This is a genomic window from Pseudomonas orientalis, from assembly GCF_022807995.1.
Lineage (GTDB): Bacteria > Pseudomonadota > Gammaproteobacteria > Pseudomonadales > Pseudomonadaceae > Aquipseudomonas > Aquipseudomonas orientalis_B.
On the sequence record NZ_CP094351.1, the window covers coordinates 2,900,348 to 2,915,149 of the forward strand.

The following is a 14,802-nucleotide window of genomic DNA, read 5'->3' on the forward strand; positions in this document are numbered from 1 at the left end:
TCGTCGCCATGACCGGCATTCCATCGATCATCCCTTACGCTCTGCCTACCACCCACGACCTGCCTTCCAATCTTGCGCAATGGCACATCGACCCCGAACGCGCCGTGCTGTTGGTGCACGACATGCAGCGCTACTTCCTGCGCCCCTTGCCGCAGGCCCTGCGTGACGAAGTCGTGGGCAATGCCGCCCGCGTTCGCAAATGGGCTGCCGACAACGGCGTGCCCGTGGCCTACACCGCCCAGCCGGGCAGCATGAACGAGGAACAACGCGGGCTGCTCAAGGATTTCTGGGGGCCGGGCATGAAGGCCAGTCCTGCCGACCGCGAGGTCGTCGACGCACTCACTCCCAGGCCCGGTGACTGGCTGCTGACCAAGTGGCGCTATAGCGCGTTCTTCAACTCCGACTTGCTGCAACGCATGCACGCCAGCGGGCGCGATCAGTTGATCCTGTGTGGCGTGTATGCACATGTCGGGGTATTGATTTCCAGCGTGGATGCGTATTCCAACGATATCCAACCTTTCCTGGTTGTCGACGCCATCGCCGATTTCAGCAAGAAGCACCACTGGATGGCCATGGAATATGCCGCCAGCCGTTGCGCCATGGTCATCACCACCGATGAGGTGGTGCTATGAGCCAAGCCGCCGCCCGCCTCATGGAACGCATCCTGCAACCGACGCCCGAACCGTTTGCCCTCCTGTACCGTCCGGAATCCAGCGGCCCCGGGCTGCTGAATGTGCTGATCGGCGAAATGACGGAGCCACAGGTGCTGGCCGATATCGACCTGCCCGCCCCCTCGATCGGCGCCCCGCGCCTGGATGTACTGACGCTGATTCCCTACCGCCAGATCGCCGAACGTGGCTTCGAGGCGGTGGACGATCAGTCGCCGTTGCTGGCGATGACGATTACCGAGCAGCAATCCATCGGCATCGAGCAATTGCTGGGGTTACTGCCCAACGTGCCAATCCAGCTGAACAATGAACGCTTCGACCTCAGCGACGCCCGCTACGCCGAGATCGTCAGTCAGGTGATCGACAACGAAATCGGCTCCGGGGAAGGCGCCAACTTCGTGATCAAGCGCACTTTTCTGGCGGAGATCAGCGAGTACGGCCCGGCCAGTGCGCTGTCGTTCTTTCGGCATCTGCTGGAGCGCGAGAAAGGCGTCTATTGGACTTTCATCATTCACACCGGCAGCCGCACCTTCGTCGGCGCATCCCCCGAACGCCACATCAGCGTCAAGGATGGGCTCGCGGTGATGAACCCCATCAGCGGCACTTACCGCTACCCGCCCGCAGGCCCCGACCTGGCAGAGGTCATGGACTTCCTGGCCGACCGCAAGGAAGCCGATGAACTGTATATGGTGGTCGATGAAGAGCTGAAAATGATGGCGCGTATTTGCGAAGACGGCGGGCATGTCCTCGGCCCTTACCTGAAGGAAATGACGCACCTGGCGCACACCGAGTACTTCATCGAAGGCAAGACCCGTCGCGATGTGCGCGACATCCTCCACGAGACCCTGTTCGCCCCCACGGTCACCGGCAGCCCGCTGGAAAGCGCCTGCCGCGTGATCCGGCGCTATGAGCCGCAAGGCCGCGCGTACTACAGCGGCATGGCCGCGCTGATCGGCAGCGACGGCAAAGGCGGACGCTCCCTGGACTCGGCGATCCTGATTCGCACCGCCGACATCGATGACAGCGGCCAGGTACGGATCAGCGTGGGTTCGACCATCGTGCGTCACTCCGAACCGATGACCGAAGCCGCCGAGAGCCGGGCCAAGGCGGCTGGCCTGATCGCCGCGCTGAAAAACCAGACGGCCTCGCGCTTCGGCGACCATCTGCAGGTGCGCGCGGCATTGGCCAGCCGCAATGCCTACGTCTCGGATTTCTGGTTGATGAACAGCCAGCAACGGCAACAGATCCAGGCCGACTTCAGCGGTCGCCAGGTGCTGATCGTCGACGCCGAAGACACGTTCACCGCGATGATCGCCAAACAGCTGCGGGCGCTGGGCCTGGTGGTGACGGTGCGCAGCTTCAGCGACGAGTACAGTTTCGACGGTTACGACCTGGTGATCATGGGCCCTGGTCCTGGCAACCCGAGCGAAGTACAACTGCCGAAAATCAATCATCTGCATGTGGCCATCCGCTCCCTGCTCAGCCAGCAGCGGCCGTTTCTCGCGGTGTGCCTGAGCCATCAGGTGCTGAGCCTGTGCCTGGGCCTTGAGTTGCAACGCAAGGCTATTCCCAACCAGGGCGTGCAAAAGCAGATCGACCTGTTCGGCAGCGCCGAACGGGTGGGTTTCTACAACACCTTCGCGGCGCGCAGCGACAGTGACCGCCTGGACGTCGACGGCATCGGCAGCGTCGAGATCAGCCGCGACAGCGAGACCGGCGAGGTCCATGCGCTGCGTGGGCCGTCATTTGCCTCCATGCAGTTTCATGCCGAGTCGCTGCTGACCCAGGAAGGCCCGCGCATCATCGCCGACCTGCTGCGACATGCCCTCATCCACACCACGGTCGACAGCAGCGTTTCGGCCGCCGGGAGATAAACCATGCACCACTACGTCATCATCGACGCTTTCGCCAGCGTCCCGCTGGAAGGCAATCCGGTCGCGGTGTTCTTTGACGCCGACGATTTGCCGCCCGAGCAAATGCAGCGCATCGCTCGGGAAATGAATCTCTCGGAGACCACCTTTGTGCTCAAGCCGCGCAACGGCGGGGATGCACTGATCCGGATCTTCACACCGGTCAACGAACTCCCCTTCGCCGGACACCCGTTGCTGGGTACGGCCATCGCCCTGGGCGCGCATACCGACAACCACCGGCTGTACCTGGAAACCCGCATGGGCACCATCGCCTTTGAGCTGGAGCGCCAGAACGGCAGTGTCATCGCCGCCAGCATGGACCAGCCGATCCCGACCTGGACAGCCCTGGGCCGCGACGCTGAACTGCTCAAGGCCCTGGGGATCGACGCCTCGACCTTTCCCATCGAGATCTATCACAACGGCCCGCGCCATGTGTTTGTCGGCCTGCCGAGCATTGCAGCCTTGTCTGCCCTGCACCCTGACCACCGGGCGCTGGCCAGCTTCCACGACATGGCGATCAACTGCTTTGCCGGCGCCGGACGGCATTGGCGCAGCCGGATGTTTTCACCGGCCTACGGCGTTGTCGAAGATGCAGCCACAGGCTCCGCTGCCGGGCCATTGGCGATTCATCTCGCGCGCCATGGCCAGATAGCGTTCGGCCAGCCCGTGGAGATTTTACAAGGCGTGGAAATCGGCCGCCCGTCACTGATGTTCGCCAAAGCCGAGGGCCGCGCCGAGCAACTGACGCGGGTCGAGGTATCAGGCAACGGTGTTACGTTCGGCCGGGGGACCATCGTGCTATGAACAGCTCACTGCAAGGTCAGCCACTGTTGGGTAAAGGCATGTCGGAGTCCCTCACCGGCACCCTGGATGCGCCGTTCCCCGAATACCAGACACTGCCTGCCGACCCCATGGGTGTGCTGCACAATTGGCTGGAGCGTGCGCGCCGCGTCGGCATCCGCGAGCCCAGGGCACTGGCGCTGGCCACCGCCGACAGCCAGGGCCGGCCCTCCACGCGGATCGTGGTCATCAGCGAAATCAGTGACACCGGCGTGTTGTTCAGCACCCATGCCGGCAGCCAGAAAGGCCGTGAACTGACCCACAACCCGTGGGCTTCGGGCGTGCTGTATTGGCGCGAAACCAGCCAGCAGATCATCCTCAATGGCCAGGCCGTGCGCTTGCCGGACGCCAAGGCTGACGAGGCGTGGCTCAAGCGCCCTTATGCCACGCACCCGATGTCGTCGGTGTCTCACCAGAGCGAAGAACTGCAGGATGTGCAGGCCATGCGCAACGCCGCCAGGCAACTGGCCGACGTGCCAGGCCCGCTGCCGCGTCCTGCGGGGTATTGCGTGTTCGAGTTGCGACTTGAATCCCTGGAGTTCTGGGGCAATGGGCGCGAACGCTTGCATGAGCGGCTGCGGTACGACCGTAGCGAAACCGGTTGGAGGGCGCGGCGTTTGCAGCCCTGAGTCGATTCGACCCAGCCACTGGGTGGGCGCCGGACTAGCGCCCACCCAACACATTATTTATCTCGGAAACCACCCGCCTCGTCGCTTCCTCGATCGACCCTTCATTGCGGCATAAAACCCAACCCTGATCGGCAATCGCGCGTTCGAACGCATGGGTGCAGGCGGCATGTTCTTCCAGGGTGTGCAGCACCGTACTGTTGAGTCCCCGCCGGCGTGCCGCTGCCCTCGTCCATGAGGTCTGCGCGTCAGTGACGACCCCGACATGCAGGTCTGGCACCTGCACATGACGGTCGATGTTCAGTTGCAGAATCTGCGCAAACGGAATCAGCCGGCGAAAGGCTGCGTCAGACGGATACCAGCGGTCAATCAGGATGATGCTGTCGGCTGGCTGCCTGGTCAGTACGTGCCGGGAAATCCAGGCACGGCTGTCCGCGAACCGCTCACACACCGCCCATTCCAGTGCCGGGTTGGGATTTCGGACAAGTTGGTTGACCAGCGCCATGGTTTCACCCCGGTGGGGGTCGCTGTTTTTCTCACAAAGCCGGATCACCTTCTTATGATCGGCCCTCAGCGCTGCCGTCACGCTCTCCAGCAGGGTGGTCTTGCCGGTGCCCTTGGGCCCGTCCAGTGAAACGAACAGCGGGCGACTCATCACTCTCTCGCCATCCTGTTCCGAAACATCAAGCATAGCATCGCAACTGGCTTATCCAGCCATCCCCTGCGGGCTTTCCGGCAACGGCGTCTCGAACCTCAACGCCCAGGCCGCGATCAGACGCTGCGGCGTCCGGCAGGTTTTGCGCTTGAGGACGAAGTTGCGGCACTTTTGCGCAAACTGCTGGCGGTCTTGCACCATGTCCAACTGCATCTGTGCCAGCTCCTGTTCACGGCAGCGTTCAACCTGTTCGATATCCAGCGTGGCTTTACGCGTGCGTGCGTGCAGGTAACGCTCATCGGTCAGCGCGTCGCTGGCCTGTTGCAAAAGCCATAGGCCGAACGCGTGCGGGCAACGCGGTCCGATGTCCTGAATCATGCCGTATTGCCGGGCCTGGAGGGCACTGACGGGCAGGCAGTCTTCGGTGAGCCTGTGCGCGACTTCAGCGCCGACGGCCCGTGGCAGGCTGTAGGTCCAGTATTCGGAACCATACAGTCCCATGCTTTTGTAATGCGGATTCAGGACGACGCCTTCGCGTGCCAACACGATATCGGCGGCCAGCGCGAGCATGACGCCGCCCGCGCCCGCACTGCCGGTCAGCCCACTGATCACCAGTTGCTCAGCGGTCAGAAGCTCCTGGCAGACATCGTCGATGGCTTGAATGTTGGCCCAGGCTTCCAGCCCCGGCACCTGGGCAGCCTGGATGACGTTAAGGTGAACCCCGTTGGAAAAGCTGCCGCGACCGCCCTTGATCAACAGCACCTGGGTGTCTCGCCCCTTGGCCCAGCGCAACGCAGCCACCAGCCGGTGGCATTGTTCAGTGCTCATGGCACCGTTGTAGAACTCAAACGTCAGTTCGCCGACGTGACCGAACTCGCGATAGCGAATCGGTTGATAGGCCTGCGGATTGAACGCCTGTTGAGCGATGGAACTATCGAGCACCGGAACACCGGCCAGGCCCTCGGCCAGGATATGTCGCGCCGGTTGCTTGAAGGTCTCCTCCCCTGGCTGGGCCTTGTGCTTGAGCGAGCCGATCCACAGGCTGTGATCCCCGGTAGCCACCAGCACGGCGTCGTCCTGTACCGCAAGGATTTCTCCCGGCGTGCCCTGACGTGAATCCAGGTGCGCGTCGTACAGGTAATATTGCCCGCCCTGGAGGCTGGCCAACACACCGGGCTGGCCATCGGCGGCATCGATGCTGCGCTTGATGAAGGCTGCGCAATCGAACCAACTGAAGGTGCGGTCAGCCTGGGTCATGTTCGGCTGCAACCGCCCGATAACGCCCGGTTGCGTGTAGTCGAGCGGCACAGGGACGAAGCCCTTGGCGAATTTTTCCACCACGTCGCGGATGCACACCATCGCGGCGTCACTCACCGGGCCATTGTACAACTCGGATTTGCGCACATCGGCAGGCATGTCGAACTCACAGGTCGACCAGATCGGCCCGGCATCCATTTCCTCCACCGCCTGCAGCGCCGTGACGCCCCAGCGCCCGACCTGCCCGGTAATGGCCCAGTCCAGCGCACTGGCGCCACGGTCACCGACAATGCCCGGATGGATGATCACCACCGGGCGACGCGGATGGCTCCACAGTTGCTGTGGCACGCGGTCCTTCAGAAACGGGCAGATCACCAGGTCCGCGCCTGAATCCTCGACCTGCCGACACACCGAGGCCTCATCCGTGAACACCACGACACTGGGGTCATGACCTGCCTGGCGCAACTCCAGCCAGGCCCGTTGGGTCAAACCGTTGAAGGCCGATGATAATAAAAGGATCTTGACTGATCGCATGGCTGACTCTTCCCTGAGAGGTGCGACCAGGGAGGCGCGTTGGACCTTCCTGGTCTTCGATGGAGACCCAAGGCTACAGCGCGAGCCAGCGAGGACACCTGATCAGGATCAATGATGCGCCCTCTATAAACGATGGATTAGCTGATCTTGATAACAACCTTGCCGAACGGGCCGCGCGCCAGATGCTCGTAGGCTTCACGCGCCTGTTCGAAGGGGTAGACGTGATCGATCACCGGGCGGATGTGGTGGGTGTTAAGGAACGCGTTCATCCGATCGAATGACGAGCGTGGGGCGACCGCAATGCCACGGAGTGTCGTTTGGCGGAAGATCAACGGCATCAAGTTCACGTTAGCCGTCTGGCCGGTAAGAAAGCCAATCTGGGCAATGCGGCCACCCACTTTGGTTGCCTGAATGGAGTCGTTGATACCTTCGCCGCCAGCGACGTCCAGAAGCAGGTCTACGCCCATACCGTCGGTGAGTTTCAATACTTCAGCCGCCCAGTCAGGGGTTTTACGGTAGTTGATGCCAGCCATCGCGCCCAGCTCGATGACCGCATCGAGGTTTTCATCGCGGCTGGAAGTGACGATGACCTTGGCACCCAGGGCCATAGCGATTTGCGCGGCAAAGATGGACACGCCGCCGGTGCCCTGGACCAGCACAGTCTGGCCCGCTTCGATCCGGCCGAAATCCACCAGCGAGTACCAAGCGGTCAATGCCGCGATGGGAAGGGTCGAGGCCTCTTCGTCGCTCATGTCATCGGGGGCACGCACTGCGCTGTCTTCATGGATGATCATGAATTCAGCCAGGCCACCCGGCAGTGGTGAGCCGAGGCAGTAGTCTGGTTCGTCGTGGGCAGGCATGCCGTCGATCCAGCGCGAGTACAGGTGCGAGTTGACACGGTCGCCTACGGCGAATCGGCTTACGCCCTCGCCCACGGCCACGACAGTGCCCGCCGCGTCGCTGACAGGGATCAGCGGCTTGGGAACTTTATGCGGCTCATAGATCCCGTCCACAATCGCCTTGTCGCGAAAGTTGAGGGACACAGCGCCGACCCTGACCAGCAGCTCACCGGCCTTGGGGATGGGCGTTTGAGTCTCGCCCTGTTTGAGATGTTCAAGACCAAAATCCTGCAGCAGCCAAGCTTTCATATTCTTACTCCAAGCGATGAGGGGCGCGCCGACAAATTCGGCTGTGCCCAAGCTGGAGGCATTGTTTCTTTCTATGCGCGCTGGATAAACAGCCCTTGAAGCACAAGATTGTTATCAATCCAATTACAATCGAGCTCACTCACGTAACGGTTCAAATAAAGGCCTGACAATGAACATGATCGAGGCGATGGAAATCTACGTGGCGGTGGTTGAGCAAGGCAGCTATACCCGCGCTGCCGAGTCACTGAGGCTTCACCGGCCCGCGCTTTCCAAAGCGATTCAGAATCTTGAACAGGAACTCAACGTCCAGCTTTTGCATCGCACGACCCGCAGGATCCACGTAACGCCTGAAGGGGAGGAGTTCTATGGTCGATGCAAGCAACTGCTGGCCGATCTGTCTGAGACGGTGGCGTGGTTTTCACCGGATCGACCTGCCCGGGGAAAGCTCAGGGTGGATGTTCCGGTGACCCTCGCCAAGGCGTTCATCATCCCTTCACTTCCAAAGTTCCGGGCTCTGTATCCGGAAATCGAGTTGATTCTCGGGTCTTCGGATCACCAGGTTGACTTGATCGCTCACGGCGTGGATTGTGCCGTGCGGCTAGGAGAACTTGACTCCTCAAGCCTGATTGCCAAAAGAATCGGCACCGTGTCCATGGTCACCTGCGCCGCGCCGGCCTACCTGGAACAGTACGGCACCCCTACCACCTTTGAAGCGTTATCCGATCACCTTGCGGTCAACTTCCTGATTGATCATCGCCAGCAAATCATGCCCTGGAGGTTTCAAACCGAGGGTCAAAGCCTGACGGTGACATTGAAAAGCGGCATCGTGGTCGATGACTCGCAAGCCTTCCTCAGCTGCGGCTTGGCGGGGTTGGGTATCCTGCAAGGCTTGCGTCCCTCGCTGCAGCCTCACATCGAGTCGGGCGAACTGATTGAGATTCTGCCGGATCTGCACAGCATCCCCAAACCGGTCTCGCTGCTTCTTACCGAGCGCAAATACCGTTCGCCCAAAGTGCGCGCTTTCATGGATTGGCTCGTCGCTGTGTTTGCCGAGAAAGGGCTCGGTTAGCCAGAGTGGCGCGTTCAGTTATCCAGCCATGGCTGATAAGAGCACGCTCACCCGCTACTGGTTTTATTTTGAATCACGGCGCCTGACAGTCATCAAACGAACAGGCCCTGCTCGGGTATCGCCTGTCAATCGTAAGGGAGAAGCGCCCATGTTCGATAAACCGCACTACCTCGTCAGTTTCATCCTCGACAACCAGCCCCAGAGTCGCGCCCTTGACTACGAGGGCGATCTGGACCCGCAACTGGCCGAATCCCTGCTCAGGCAGCGCTTCGCCGAGCTCAAGGATGCGCGGTTGAGTGACGTCCAAGTGCAAAAACGCACTAAACCGGCTGATGAGGGCCACGATATTCCGGGGCACTATCAGCAGCCATAAGTGGCCCTGGTCCCTCCCGAATTCAATCGATGGGACCAATATTGATCGTGCGATCAGCGCCCAGCCCCTCGACCTTGGCGAGGACTTCGCTGGGCGTGCGCGCGGAAAACGTCAGCACATAGCCCATGCCGCTGCCGTCCTCCTCCACCGACGTCACCCACAACTCGACCTCGTCCGCCGCCAGGCCTATGGCATTGCCGATCGAGCGGTTGCGCGCTTCTGAATTGGTGTCGCCCGCTGGGTAGTCGTTCATCTGCAAACCTCCTATACCTGTGAAGACGCTCTTTTCACCATAGACGGCCGACATCCCGCAGGGTTCGTTTTTTTGCCGCGCCAGACGCGCATCTACCGTTCATCACCCGCACCGCGTATTTTTTTAAAACTCGTGGGGTTTGGCTGATCAAAATCAGATGTGGACTATTCACTCATGACTGACGATTGGAGGACTCATGAACCACGCCACCCCGGATTTGCCATGCGCCTGCCCAGGCTGCACTTGCCAGGTGAGCGACGCCGCCCACCATCAACGCGACGGTAAAGCGTACTGCAGCCAGGCATGCGCCGACCGGCATCCAGGCGGACAGCCGTGCCCGAATGCCGAATGCCATTGCGAGTCGAGTGTGAAGGTGCAGGACCGTGCGGTCAGCGATAGCCAGCTCGACGAGGCGATCGAAGAAACCTTCCCGGCCAGCGATCCGATATCCCCTTGATAACGTCTCGGTCCAAATGTGGGAGGGGGCTTGCTCCCGATAGAGGTGTGTCAGTCTCAGTATCTGTAACTGAACCACCGCCATCGGGGGCAAGCCCCCTCCCACATTTGGACCGCGGCTGTCTAGACAACTCTGTAGCGCCCAAGCCTAACCACGATGCGCAGCGAGTCGCTTTTGATCTTGATCTTAGGCGCCCCGTTAAACCACGCTGGCCGAACGCAGGCTTGAATCCGTGGGTAACCCGGCAGGACGCCGGGTTAGCCGCACTGGGCCAGGGATGGCCCATTGCGGCGGCCCACGGATTCAAGCCGGAGAGAGGGCACACCGAGCCTAAGCGAGGTGCCGAGTGGTGGGGCAAGAGCGTTTTGCTTACTTTTGCGCTTTTCAAAAGTGAGCCGCTGTAAAAGCGGAACCATTAGCAGCCGTTACCGCAGAAACGGATATGTACTCGATCTGATCCAATATCCTGGTCGGCCCGGAGGCCGCCATCGGGGGCAAGCCCCCTCCCACAGGGTATCTACACTGTCAGTTGGCTGTTGACAGCGCGCGGCAAAGATCCACAACCTGCACCCTTGCCCGCCCTGCTTTTGAGGCCACCCTTGGACTATTTCGCCGCCCTGACCGCCTTCGTCGAAGCCGCCGAAGGCAACAACTTTTCCCGCGCCGCCGAACGCCTGGGCATCAAGGCGTCCACCGTTTCACGCTACGTGAAGGCCCTTGAGCAGGACCTGGGCATCGCGCTGTTCAATCGTTCCACACGCACCCTGCATCTGACCGAAGGCGGCCAGACATTCTTGACGCACGCCCGCCGAGTGCTCGATGAACTGGAACACGCCAAGGCGGCGACGTCGGCGCTGAACCAACACCCTCGCGGGTTATTGAAGCTCAACCTGCCGCCGGCCTTTGCCCGTCATCATATCCTTCCGGCCCTGAATGACTTTCGGCTGCGCTACCCGCAAATCAGCGTCGAGCTGGTGCTGGACAACGCCCAGGTCAACCTGATTCATACCGGCGTCGATCTGGCCATCCGCATTGGCGCGCTGGCCGACTCCACCTTGAAAGCGCGCAAACTCTGCGACGGCCACTACCGTCTGGTGGTCAGTCCGGCATTCGCCCTGCAGCACCCGCCGCCTTCGACGCCCACCGATCTTGCCGGTGTGCCTGCGGTACTGGGCACAAGTGCCGTGAACGATATGACCTTTGTCCACGACGATCGAACATCGTCGTTGGTGCACGGCGATTGCATCCGGATCAATGACCTGGACGCGCAACTGATCGCCGCGCGCCAGGGGCTGGGGTTCGCGCTATTGCCGGACTGGCTGGTGGCGCGCAGCCTCAAGGCCGGCGAGCTGGTGGTGTGGCTGCCGCAGTGGCGCATACAGGGCGTCGAGCAGGCGTTTGCCGTGTGGTTCGTCTACCCGCCCAAGCGCATCGTGTCGTCCAAGGTCCGGTGCTTTATCGACTTTATCGTTGAACGCCTGGGCGAGACACCGGACTGGGCCTGATTCAACTGAAGCGAATATCCAGGGCGCGCAGGTAAGTTTGCAGCCCCGCGTCCTGAATCGGGATCAGGAACGCTTCGGTGTCGGACTCGTTGAAGTGCGCATGCCAATACCCGGGCGGCGTCACGAATGCCAGGCCGGGCGCCCAGTCGACCCGCACCGGGTTGCGAATCTGCCCGTCCGGCTCCAGCTCGTTGCCCACCAGTGAATAGCAACCCGGCGGGCAGTCAATGATGAAATCCAGGGCAATCGACTGATGCCGGTGGGGCTTTTGCACCGACCCGGCCGGCAGAATTCCATACATCGCCCACAGCACGTGGGTCACGGTGCGTGTCTGGGGAAAGTTGCGGTTGCCCAGCAGGATACTGATGCGGCTGCGGTCCTGGGCGCGTGGATCGTCGGCGGCTTCACGCAACTTGGCGTTGGCCAATGCCGCCGGGTACAAGGTGGGCGTGAAGCGGTCTGCGCTGGCGCTCACGCCCAGGTAGCGCAACAGCGGTTCATCGTGCACATAGTAGAGACGCGCATCCTGGCTGGCACTGAACTGCGCCGCCTGCAAGCCGGGCAGCGCGATAAAGCAGCCCTTGGACCATTCAATCGAGAACTGGCCCTGAACCACCCGGCCCTCCCCGGCGATCACGTAAAACACCTGCGAAGTCGCGTTGGGCCGCACGCTGAGCGTATCGCCGCGATTAAGCCGCATGAAGTTCGCGCACAAGCCCGGCCCGGTCGCCGGGCCCTCACAGCCCAGGGCGTCGCTGAGGTCCAGCGCTACCACACGCGACGGGCCGCTGTCGTACAGCGAGGCGGGAAAGCTGTGGTAGGGAATGCGCGGGATGAGATTGGCGCTGATGGGATTGGCCGCCTTGCTGTACTCGAAGTACTCGGCGTCCACTTGGTTGACAGCGCTCAGGGCGGGATCGAATTCACGGTTCATCAGGCTCACCTCAGTCTGGGGCTGGTTGCACAGCGCCATTGAATGCGCTGCGCCGGTGAGTGGACTATAGGCACAGCGCGCCCGCGGATTAATCCCTGGATCCGCACAGCAGTTATGCCAAATCGGGCGGTGACTGTTCAGCGTTCACGCTGCCCGGCTAAACGCCGCGCAAACGGCGGAATGTTCAACCCCAGGCTTTCACGCAATGTCGTGCCTTCATACGCAGTCCGGTAGACGCCCCGCTCCTGCAGCAACGGTATGACCTCCCGGGTAAATCGAGCAAATTGCTCCGGATGCCCGATGTAGATATTGAACCCATCCACGGCGCGAGCCTGCAGCCAATCCGCCATTTTCTGCGCAACCGTGTCGGCCGTGCCTGTGAAGGCTCCCGGCCGCAGTTGCCGACCAAACTCCACCGCCTGGCGCAGGCTGAAGCCTTTCTCACGGGCCTGGTCGGCAATGCGCTGGGCAGCGGTGAAAAAGCTGCTGCGCGCAGCCTCCAGGCTTTCTTGAGGAAAGGGCGCATCGAGGTCGTACTGGCTGAAGTCATGCCAGCCGAAATTACGCCCGAACTCTTTCAGTGCCAGCTCGAAACTATGGTCGACCTGATGATAATGCTGCTCGATTTCGCGGGCGTGCGCATCGGTGTCGCCGACATACACCTCGGCCCCCGGCATGATCAACAGTTGCTCCGGGTCACGGCCTGAGGCCACCGCCCTGCCCTTTATATCCCGGTAAAACGCCTGGCCCTGCTCGATGCTGGCGGCATGGGTGAAGATGACGTCGGCTGTCGCGGCCCCCAGGTCGCGGCCTTGCTCGGAATCCCCGGCCTGGAAAATCACCGGCTGGCCCTGGGGTGAGCGCTGGATATTCAGCGGGCCGACCACCGAAAAGTGTTCGCCCTGGTGATTGAGGCTGTGCAGTTTGCTCGGGTCGAGAAATTGCCCGGTGGCACGGTCGCGCACGAAGGCGTCGTCCTCGTAGGAGTTCCACAGCCCCTGCACCACCTGCACGTGTTCGGCCGCGCGGCTGTAGCGCGTGGTGTAGTCGTAATGCTCGTCACGGCTGTAATTGCCGGCGGTGCCGGCGTCGCCGCTGGTCACCACGTTCCAGCCGGCGCGGCCTTTGCTGATCAAGTCCAGGGAGGCCAGGCGCCGCGCAACGTTATAGGGCGCGTTGTACGAAGTCGTCAGCGTACCGACCAGGCCGATATGCCGCGTGCTGACGGCCAGTGCCGACAACAACGTCAGCGGCTCCAGGCGATTGAGGTAATGGGACGGCGAGCCCGGGGTGATGAATTGGCTGTCGACGATAAAGATCAAGTCGAACAGCGCCGCCTCGGCCTGGCGTGCGATATCGATATACCAGTCGATGTTGACGCTGGCGTCGGCGGGCAGCTGCGGATCGAGCCACAGGTTGTGGCGGCCCGGCCCACCGCTACCCATGGTCAAGGCGCCCAGTTTGAGCTGTCGTTGGGTCATGTCAGAGGAAGTCCTTGGGGTGTTCAGGGCTGTGTTTGCGCGACGGCCGGCTGCAGGGCCGCGCTGAAGGAGAAGTCGAACAGGCTGGCGGCAGGGAACGATTTGACCAGGCCTTGGCTGGCGAAAAAGTCCACGGTCTTCTGCGCTTGCACAGGTGCCTGGGCGCTCAGCGGCTCGAGCGTGGTGCGCGCCCGGGCAAACCAGACGCGGGCGATCCCGGCGTCGGCGCGGGTGCGTTTGGCCCAGGCGTCGGCGTAGGCATTGGTGTTGGCCGGGCTCTGACGTGCCCAGTCGCGGGCTTTTGTCAGGCGCTGGAGAAAGTCGCTGATGGGCGCACGCTTGCTGTCGAGCGCCGTGGCGTTGGCGGCGATAAAACTCTGCGCCGGAATCAACCCCTCGGCCGTCGCCAGTACCCGCGCACCTTGACGTTCCTGCTGGGTGACATAGGGTTCCCAGGTGGCGATGACGTCGACCGAACCGCCTTCCAGCGCATGGGATGCATCCAGTGCGCTGAGGTAGCGCAGCTCCAGGGAACCAGAGTCGACGCCGGCCTTATCCAATGCGCTCAGCAGCAGTTGCTGGCTCCAGGAGCCTTTCCAGATGGCGGCGCGTTTGCCGGCAAGGTCCGCCAGGCTGTGGATCGGCGAATCCTGTTTCACCAGGATGGCCACGCCCGCCAGGTTTTGCCGGCTGATGGCAATCACCTTGATCGGCGCGCCCAACGCGCCCAGAAACAATACAGGCGCATCGCCGAGCAGGCCGATATCCAGGCTGCCGACGTTGAGCGCTTCGGCCACCGGCGATCCGGCAGTGAATTGCTTCCATTCCAGGGTGTAGGGCAGGTCTTCAAGCACGCCCGCCGCTTCCATCACGGCTTGGGTGTTGTAGCTCTGATCGCCCACCACCAGGGTTTGCGCATGCGTGCTCAGGCAGATCAATGCGGTGGCCAGCCCGGCCGCCAGGTTTGTCAGGTAACGCACGTTCGTCTCCAGATGCCTTGTGAGGCACGTCAAGTCGATCCGCGCGTGCGGTCTCGGTGATAGTCGTGGCGCTACGATGAGGTTATAAGAACGCCGTGTAAAATATCTTTAG

15 protein-coding genes are annotated in these 14,802 nt (G+C 61.9%); 8 read left to right on the forward strand and 7 right to left on the reverse strand.

The window, feature by feature from the left end; translation table 11 throughout:
* Window positions 1-8 precede the first annotated feature (8 nt).
* The 4 genes from MRY17_RS12855 to phzG are packed head-to-tail and all read left to right on the forward strand — an operon-like array spanning window position 9 to window position 4,047.
* Entirely contained in the window at window positions 9-632 is a 624-nt protein-coding gene (locus MRY17_RS12855) for an isochorismatase family protein (protein ID WP_191952855.1), read from the forward strand.
* 20 nt (window positions 633-652) lie between these two features.
* A complete protein-coding gene (locus MRY17_RS12860; RefSeq protein ID WP_431768390.1) occupies window positions 653-2,542 on the forward strand; it encodes an anthranilate synthase family protein in 1,890 nt (629 codons plus the stop codon).
* A gap of 3 nt (window positions 2,543-2,545) precedes the next feature.
* The gene (locus MRY17_RS12865) at window positions 2,546-3,382 is read left to right on the forward strand and encodes a PhzF family phenazine biosynthesis protein (protein ID WP_243353895.1); all 837 of its coding nucleotides are present in this window, start codon (window positions 2,546-2,548) and stop codon (window positions 3,380-3,382) included.
* On the forward strand, window positions 3,379-4,047 hold the full coding sequence (phzG, locus tag MRY17_RS12870) for a phenazine biosynthesis FMN-dependent oxidase PhzG (protein ID WP_191952858.1): 669 nt from the start codon (window positions 3,379-3,381) through the stop codon (window positions 4,045-4,047). Before MRY17_RS12865 ends, phzG begins: the two co-directional genes overlap by 4 nt.
* A 34-nt stretch (window positions 4,048-4,081) precedes the next feature.
* On the opposite strand, the gene MRY17_RS12875 is transcribed toward phzG, so the two are convergent.
* The 3 genes from MRY17_RS12875 to MRY17_RS12885 form a co-directional block, all read right to left on the reverse strand.
* Window positions 4,082-4,699 carry a dTMP kinase gene (locus tag MRY17_RS12875; RefSeq protein WP_191952859.1) on the reverse strand — a complete coding sequence of 206 codons (618 nt, stop codon included), beginning with the start codon at window positions 4,697-4,699 and terminating at the stop codon, window positions 4,082-4,084.
* Between the two features lie 51 nt (window positions 4,700-4,750).
* A complete protein-coding gene (locus MRY17_RS12880) occupies window positions 4,751-6,490 on the reverse strand; it encodes a hydrogenase maturation protein (RefSeq protein ID WP_243353898.1) in 1,740 nt (579 codons plus the stop codon).
* Between the two features lie 137 nt (window positions 6,491-6,627).
* Window positions 6,628-7,638: a zinc-dependent alcohol dehydrogenase family protein gene (locus MRY17_RS12885; RefSeq protein ID WP_181284319.1), complete on the reverse strand. Its 1,011-nt coding sequence runs from the start codon at window positions 7,636-7,638 to the stop codon at window positions 6,628-6,630.
* A gap of 169 nt (window positions 7,639-7,807) precedes the next feature.
* On the opposite strand from MRY17_RS12885, the gene MRY17_RS12890 reads away from it, so the two are divergent.
* Both MRY17_RS12890 and MRY17_RS12895 read left to right on the forward strand, forming a co-directional pair.
* A complete protein-coding gene (locus MRY17_RS12890; protein WP_243352181.1) occupies window positions 7,808-8,707 on the forward strand; it encodes a LysR family transcriptional regulator in 900 nt (299 codons plus the stop codon).
* Between the two features lie 148 nt (window positions 8,708-8,855).
* Window positions 8,856-9,080 (forward strand): hypothetical protein, encoded by a 225-nt coding sequence (locus MRY17_RS12895; RefSeq protein ID WP_181284321.1) that lies wholly within the window; start codon window positions 8,856-8,858, stop codon window positions 9,078-9,080.
* 22 nt (window positions 9,081-9,102) lie between these two features.
* On the opposite strand, the gene MRY17_RS12900 is transcribed toward MRY17_RS12895, so the two are convergent.
* On the reverse strand, window positions 9,103-9,333 hold the full coding sequence (locus tag MRY17_RS12900) for a DUF317 domain-containing protein (protein WP_124358464.1): 231 nt from the start codon (window positions 9,331-9,333) through the stop codon (window positions 9,103-9,105).
* A gap of 196 nt (window positions 9,334-9,529) precedes the next feature.
* Between MRY17_RS12900 and MRY17_RS12905 the strand changes: the two genes are divergently transcribed.
* Together MRY17_RS12905 and MRY17_RS12910 are read left to right on the forward strand one after the other, a co-directional pair.
* The gene (locus MRY17_RS12905) at window positions 9,530-9,790 is read left to right on the forward strand and encodes a metallothionein (protein ID WP_181284322.1); all 261 of its coding nucleotides are present in this window, start codon (window positions 9,530-9,532) and stop codon (window positions 9,788-9,790) included.
* A 599-nt stretch (window positions 9,791-10,389) separates the two neighbouring features.
* Complete coding sequence (locus tag MRY17_RS12910) at window positions 10,390-11,295, forward strand: LysR family transcriptional regulator (RefSeq protein ID WP_243352182.1); 906 nt, start codon at window positions 10,390-10,392, stop codon at window positions 11,293-11,295.
* A 1-nt stretch (window position 11,296) separates the two neighbouring features.
* Here the strand turns inward: MRY17_RS12910 and MRY17_RS12915 are convergent, their stop codons facing one another.
* The 3 genes from MRY17_RS12915 to MRY17_RS12925 form a co-directional block, all read right to left on the reverse strand.
* On the reverse strand, window positions 11,297-12,229 hold the full coding sequence (locus tag MRY17_RS12915) for a cupin (protein ID WP_243352183.1): 933 nt from the start codon (window positions 12,227-12,229) through the stop codon (window positions 11,297-11,299).
* Window positions 12,230-12,366: 137 nt separating this feature from the next.
* Window positions 12,367-13,710, reverse strand: a complete 1,344-nt coding sequence (locus MRY17_RS12920) for an LLM class flavin-dependent oxidoreductase (protein ID WP_243352184.1) — start codon at window positions 13,708-13,710, stop codon at window positions 12,367-12,369.
* Between the two features lie 23 nt (window positions 13,711-13,733).
* Window positions 13,734-14,690 carry an ABC transporter substrate-binding protein gene (locus MRY17_RS12925; RefSeq protein ID WP_243352185.1) on the reverse strand — a complete coding sequence of 319 codons (957 nt, stop codon included), beginning with the start codon at window positions 14,688-14,690 and terminating at the stop codon, window positions 13,734-13,736.
* Window positions 14,691-14,802 lie beyond the last annotated feature (112 nt).

Bases quoted from the DNA above. Each gene is read 5' to 3' on its own strand.
- MRY17_RS12855 (WP_191952855.1), top strand. From the start codon at position 9: ATGACCGGCATTCCATCGATCATCCCTTACGCTCTGCCTACCACCCAC.
- MRY17_RS12860 (WP_431768390.1), top strand. From the start codon at position 653: ATGGAACGCATCCTGCAACCGACGCCCGAACCGTTTGCCCTCCTGTAC.
- MRY17_RS12865 (WP_243353895.1), top strand. From the start codon at position 2,546: ATGCACCACTACGTCATCATCGACGCTTTCGCCAGCGTCCCGCTGGAA.
- phzG (WP_191952858.1), top strand. From the start codon at position 3,379: ATGAACAGCTCACTGCAAGGTCAGCCACTGTTGGGTAAAGGCATGTCG.
- MRY17_RS12875 (WP_191952859.1), bottom strand. From the start codon at position 4,699: ATGAGTCGCCCGCTGTTCGTTTCACTGGACGGGCCCAAGGGCACCGGC.
- MRY17_RS12880 (WP_243353898.1), bottom strand. From the start codon at position 6,490: ATGCGATCAGTCAAGATCCTTTTATTATCATCGGCCTTCAACGGTTTG.
- MRY17_RS12885 (WP_181284319.1), bottom strand. From the start codon at position 7,638: ATGAAAGCTTGGCTGCTGCAGGATTTTGGTCTTGAACATCTCAAACAG.
- MRY17_RS12890 (WP_243352181.1), top strand. From the start codon at position 7,808: ATGAACATGATCGAGGCGATGGAAATCTACGTGGCGGTGGTTGAGCAA.
- MRY17_RS12895 (WP_181284321.1), top strand. From the start codon at position 8,856: ATGTTCGATAAACCGCACTACCTCGTCAGTTTCATCCTCGACAACCAG.
- MRY17_RS12900 (WP_124358464.1), bottom strand. From the start codon at position 9,333: ATGAACGACTACCCAGCGGGCGACACCAATTCAGAAGCGCGCAACCGC.
- MRY17_RS12905 (WP_181284322.1), top strand. From the start codon at position 9,530: ATGAACCACGCCACCCCGGATTTGCCATGCGCCTGCCCAGGCTGCACT.
- MRY17_RS12915 (WP_243352183.1), bottom strand. From the start codon at position 12,229: ATGAACCGTGAATTCGATCCCGCCCTGAGCGCTGTCAACCAAGTGGAC.
- MRY17_RS12920 (WP_243352184.1), bottom strand. From the start codon at position 13,710: ATGACCCAACGACAGCTCAAACTGGGCGCCTTGACCATGGGTAGCGGT.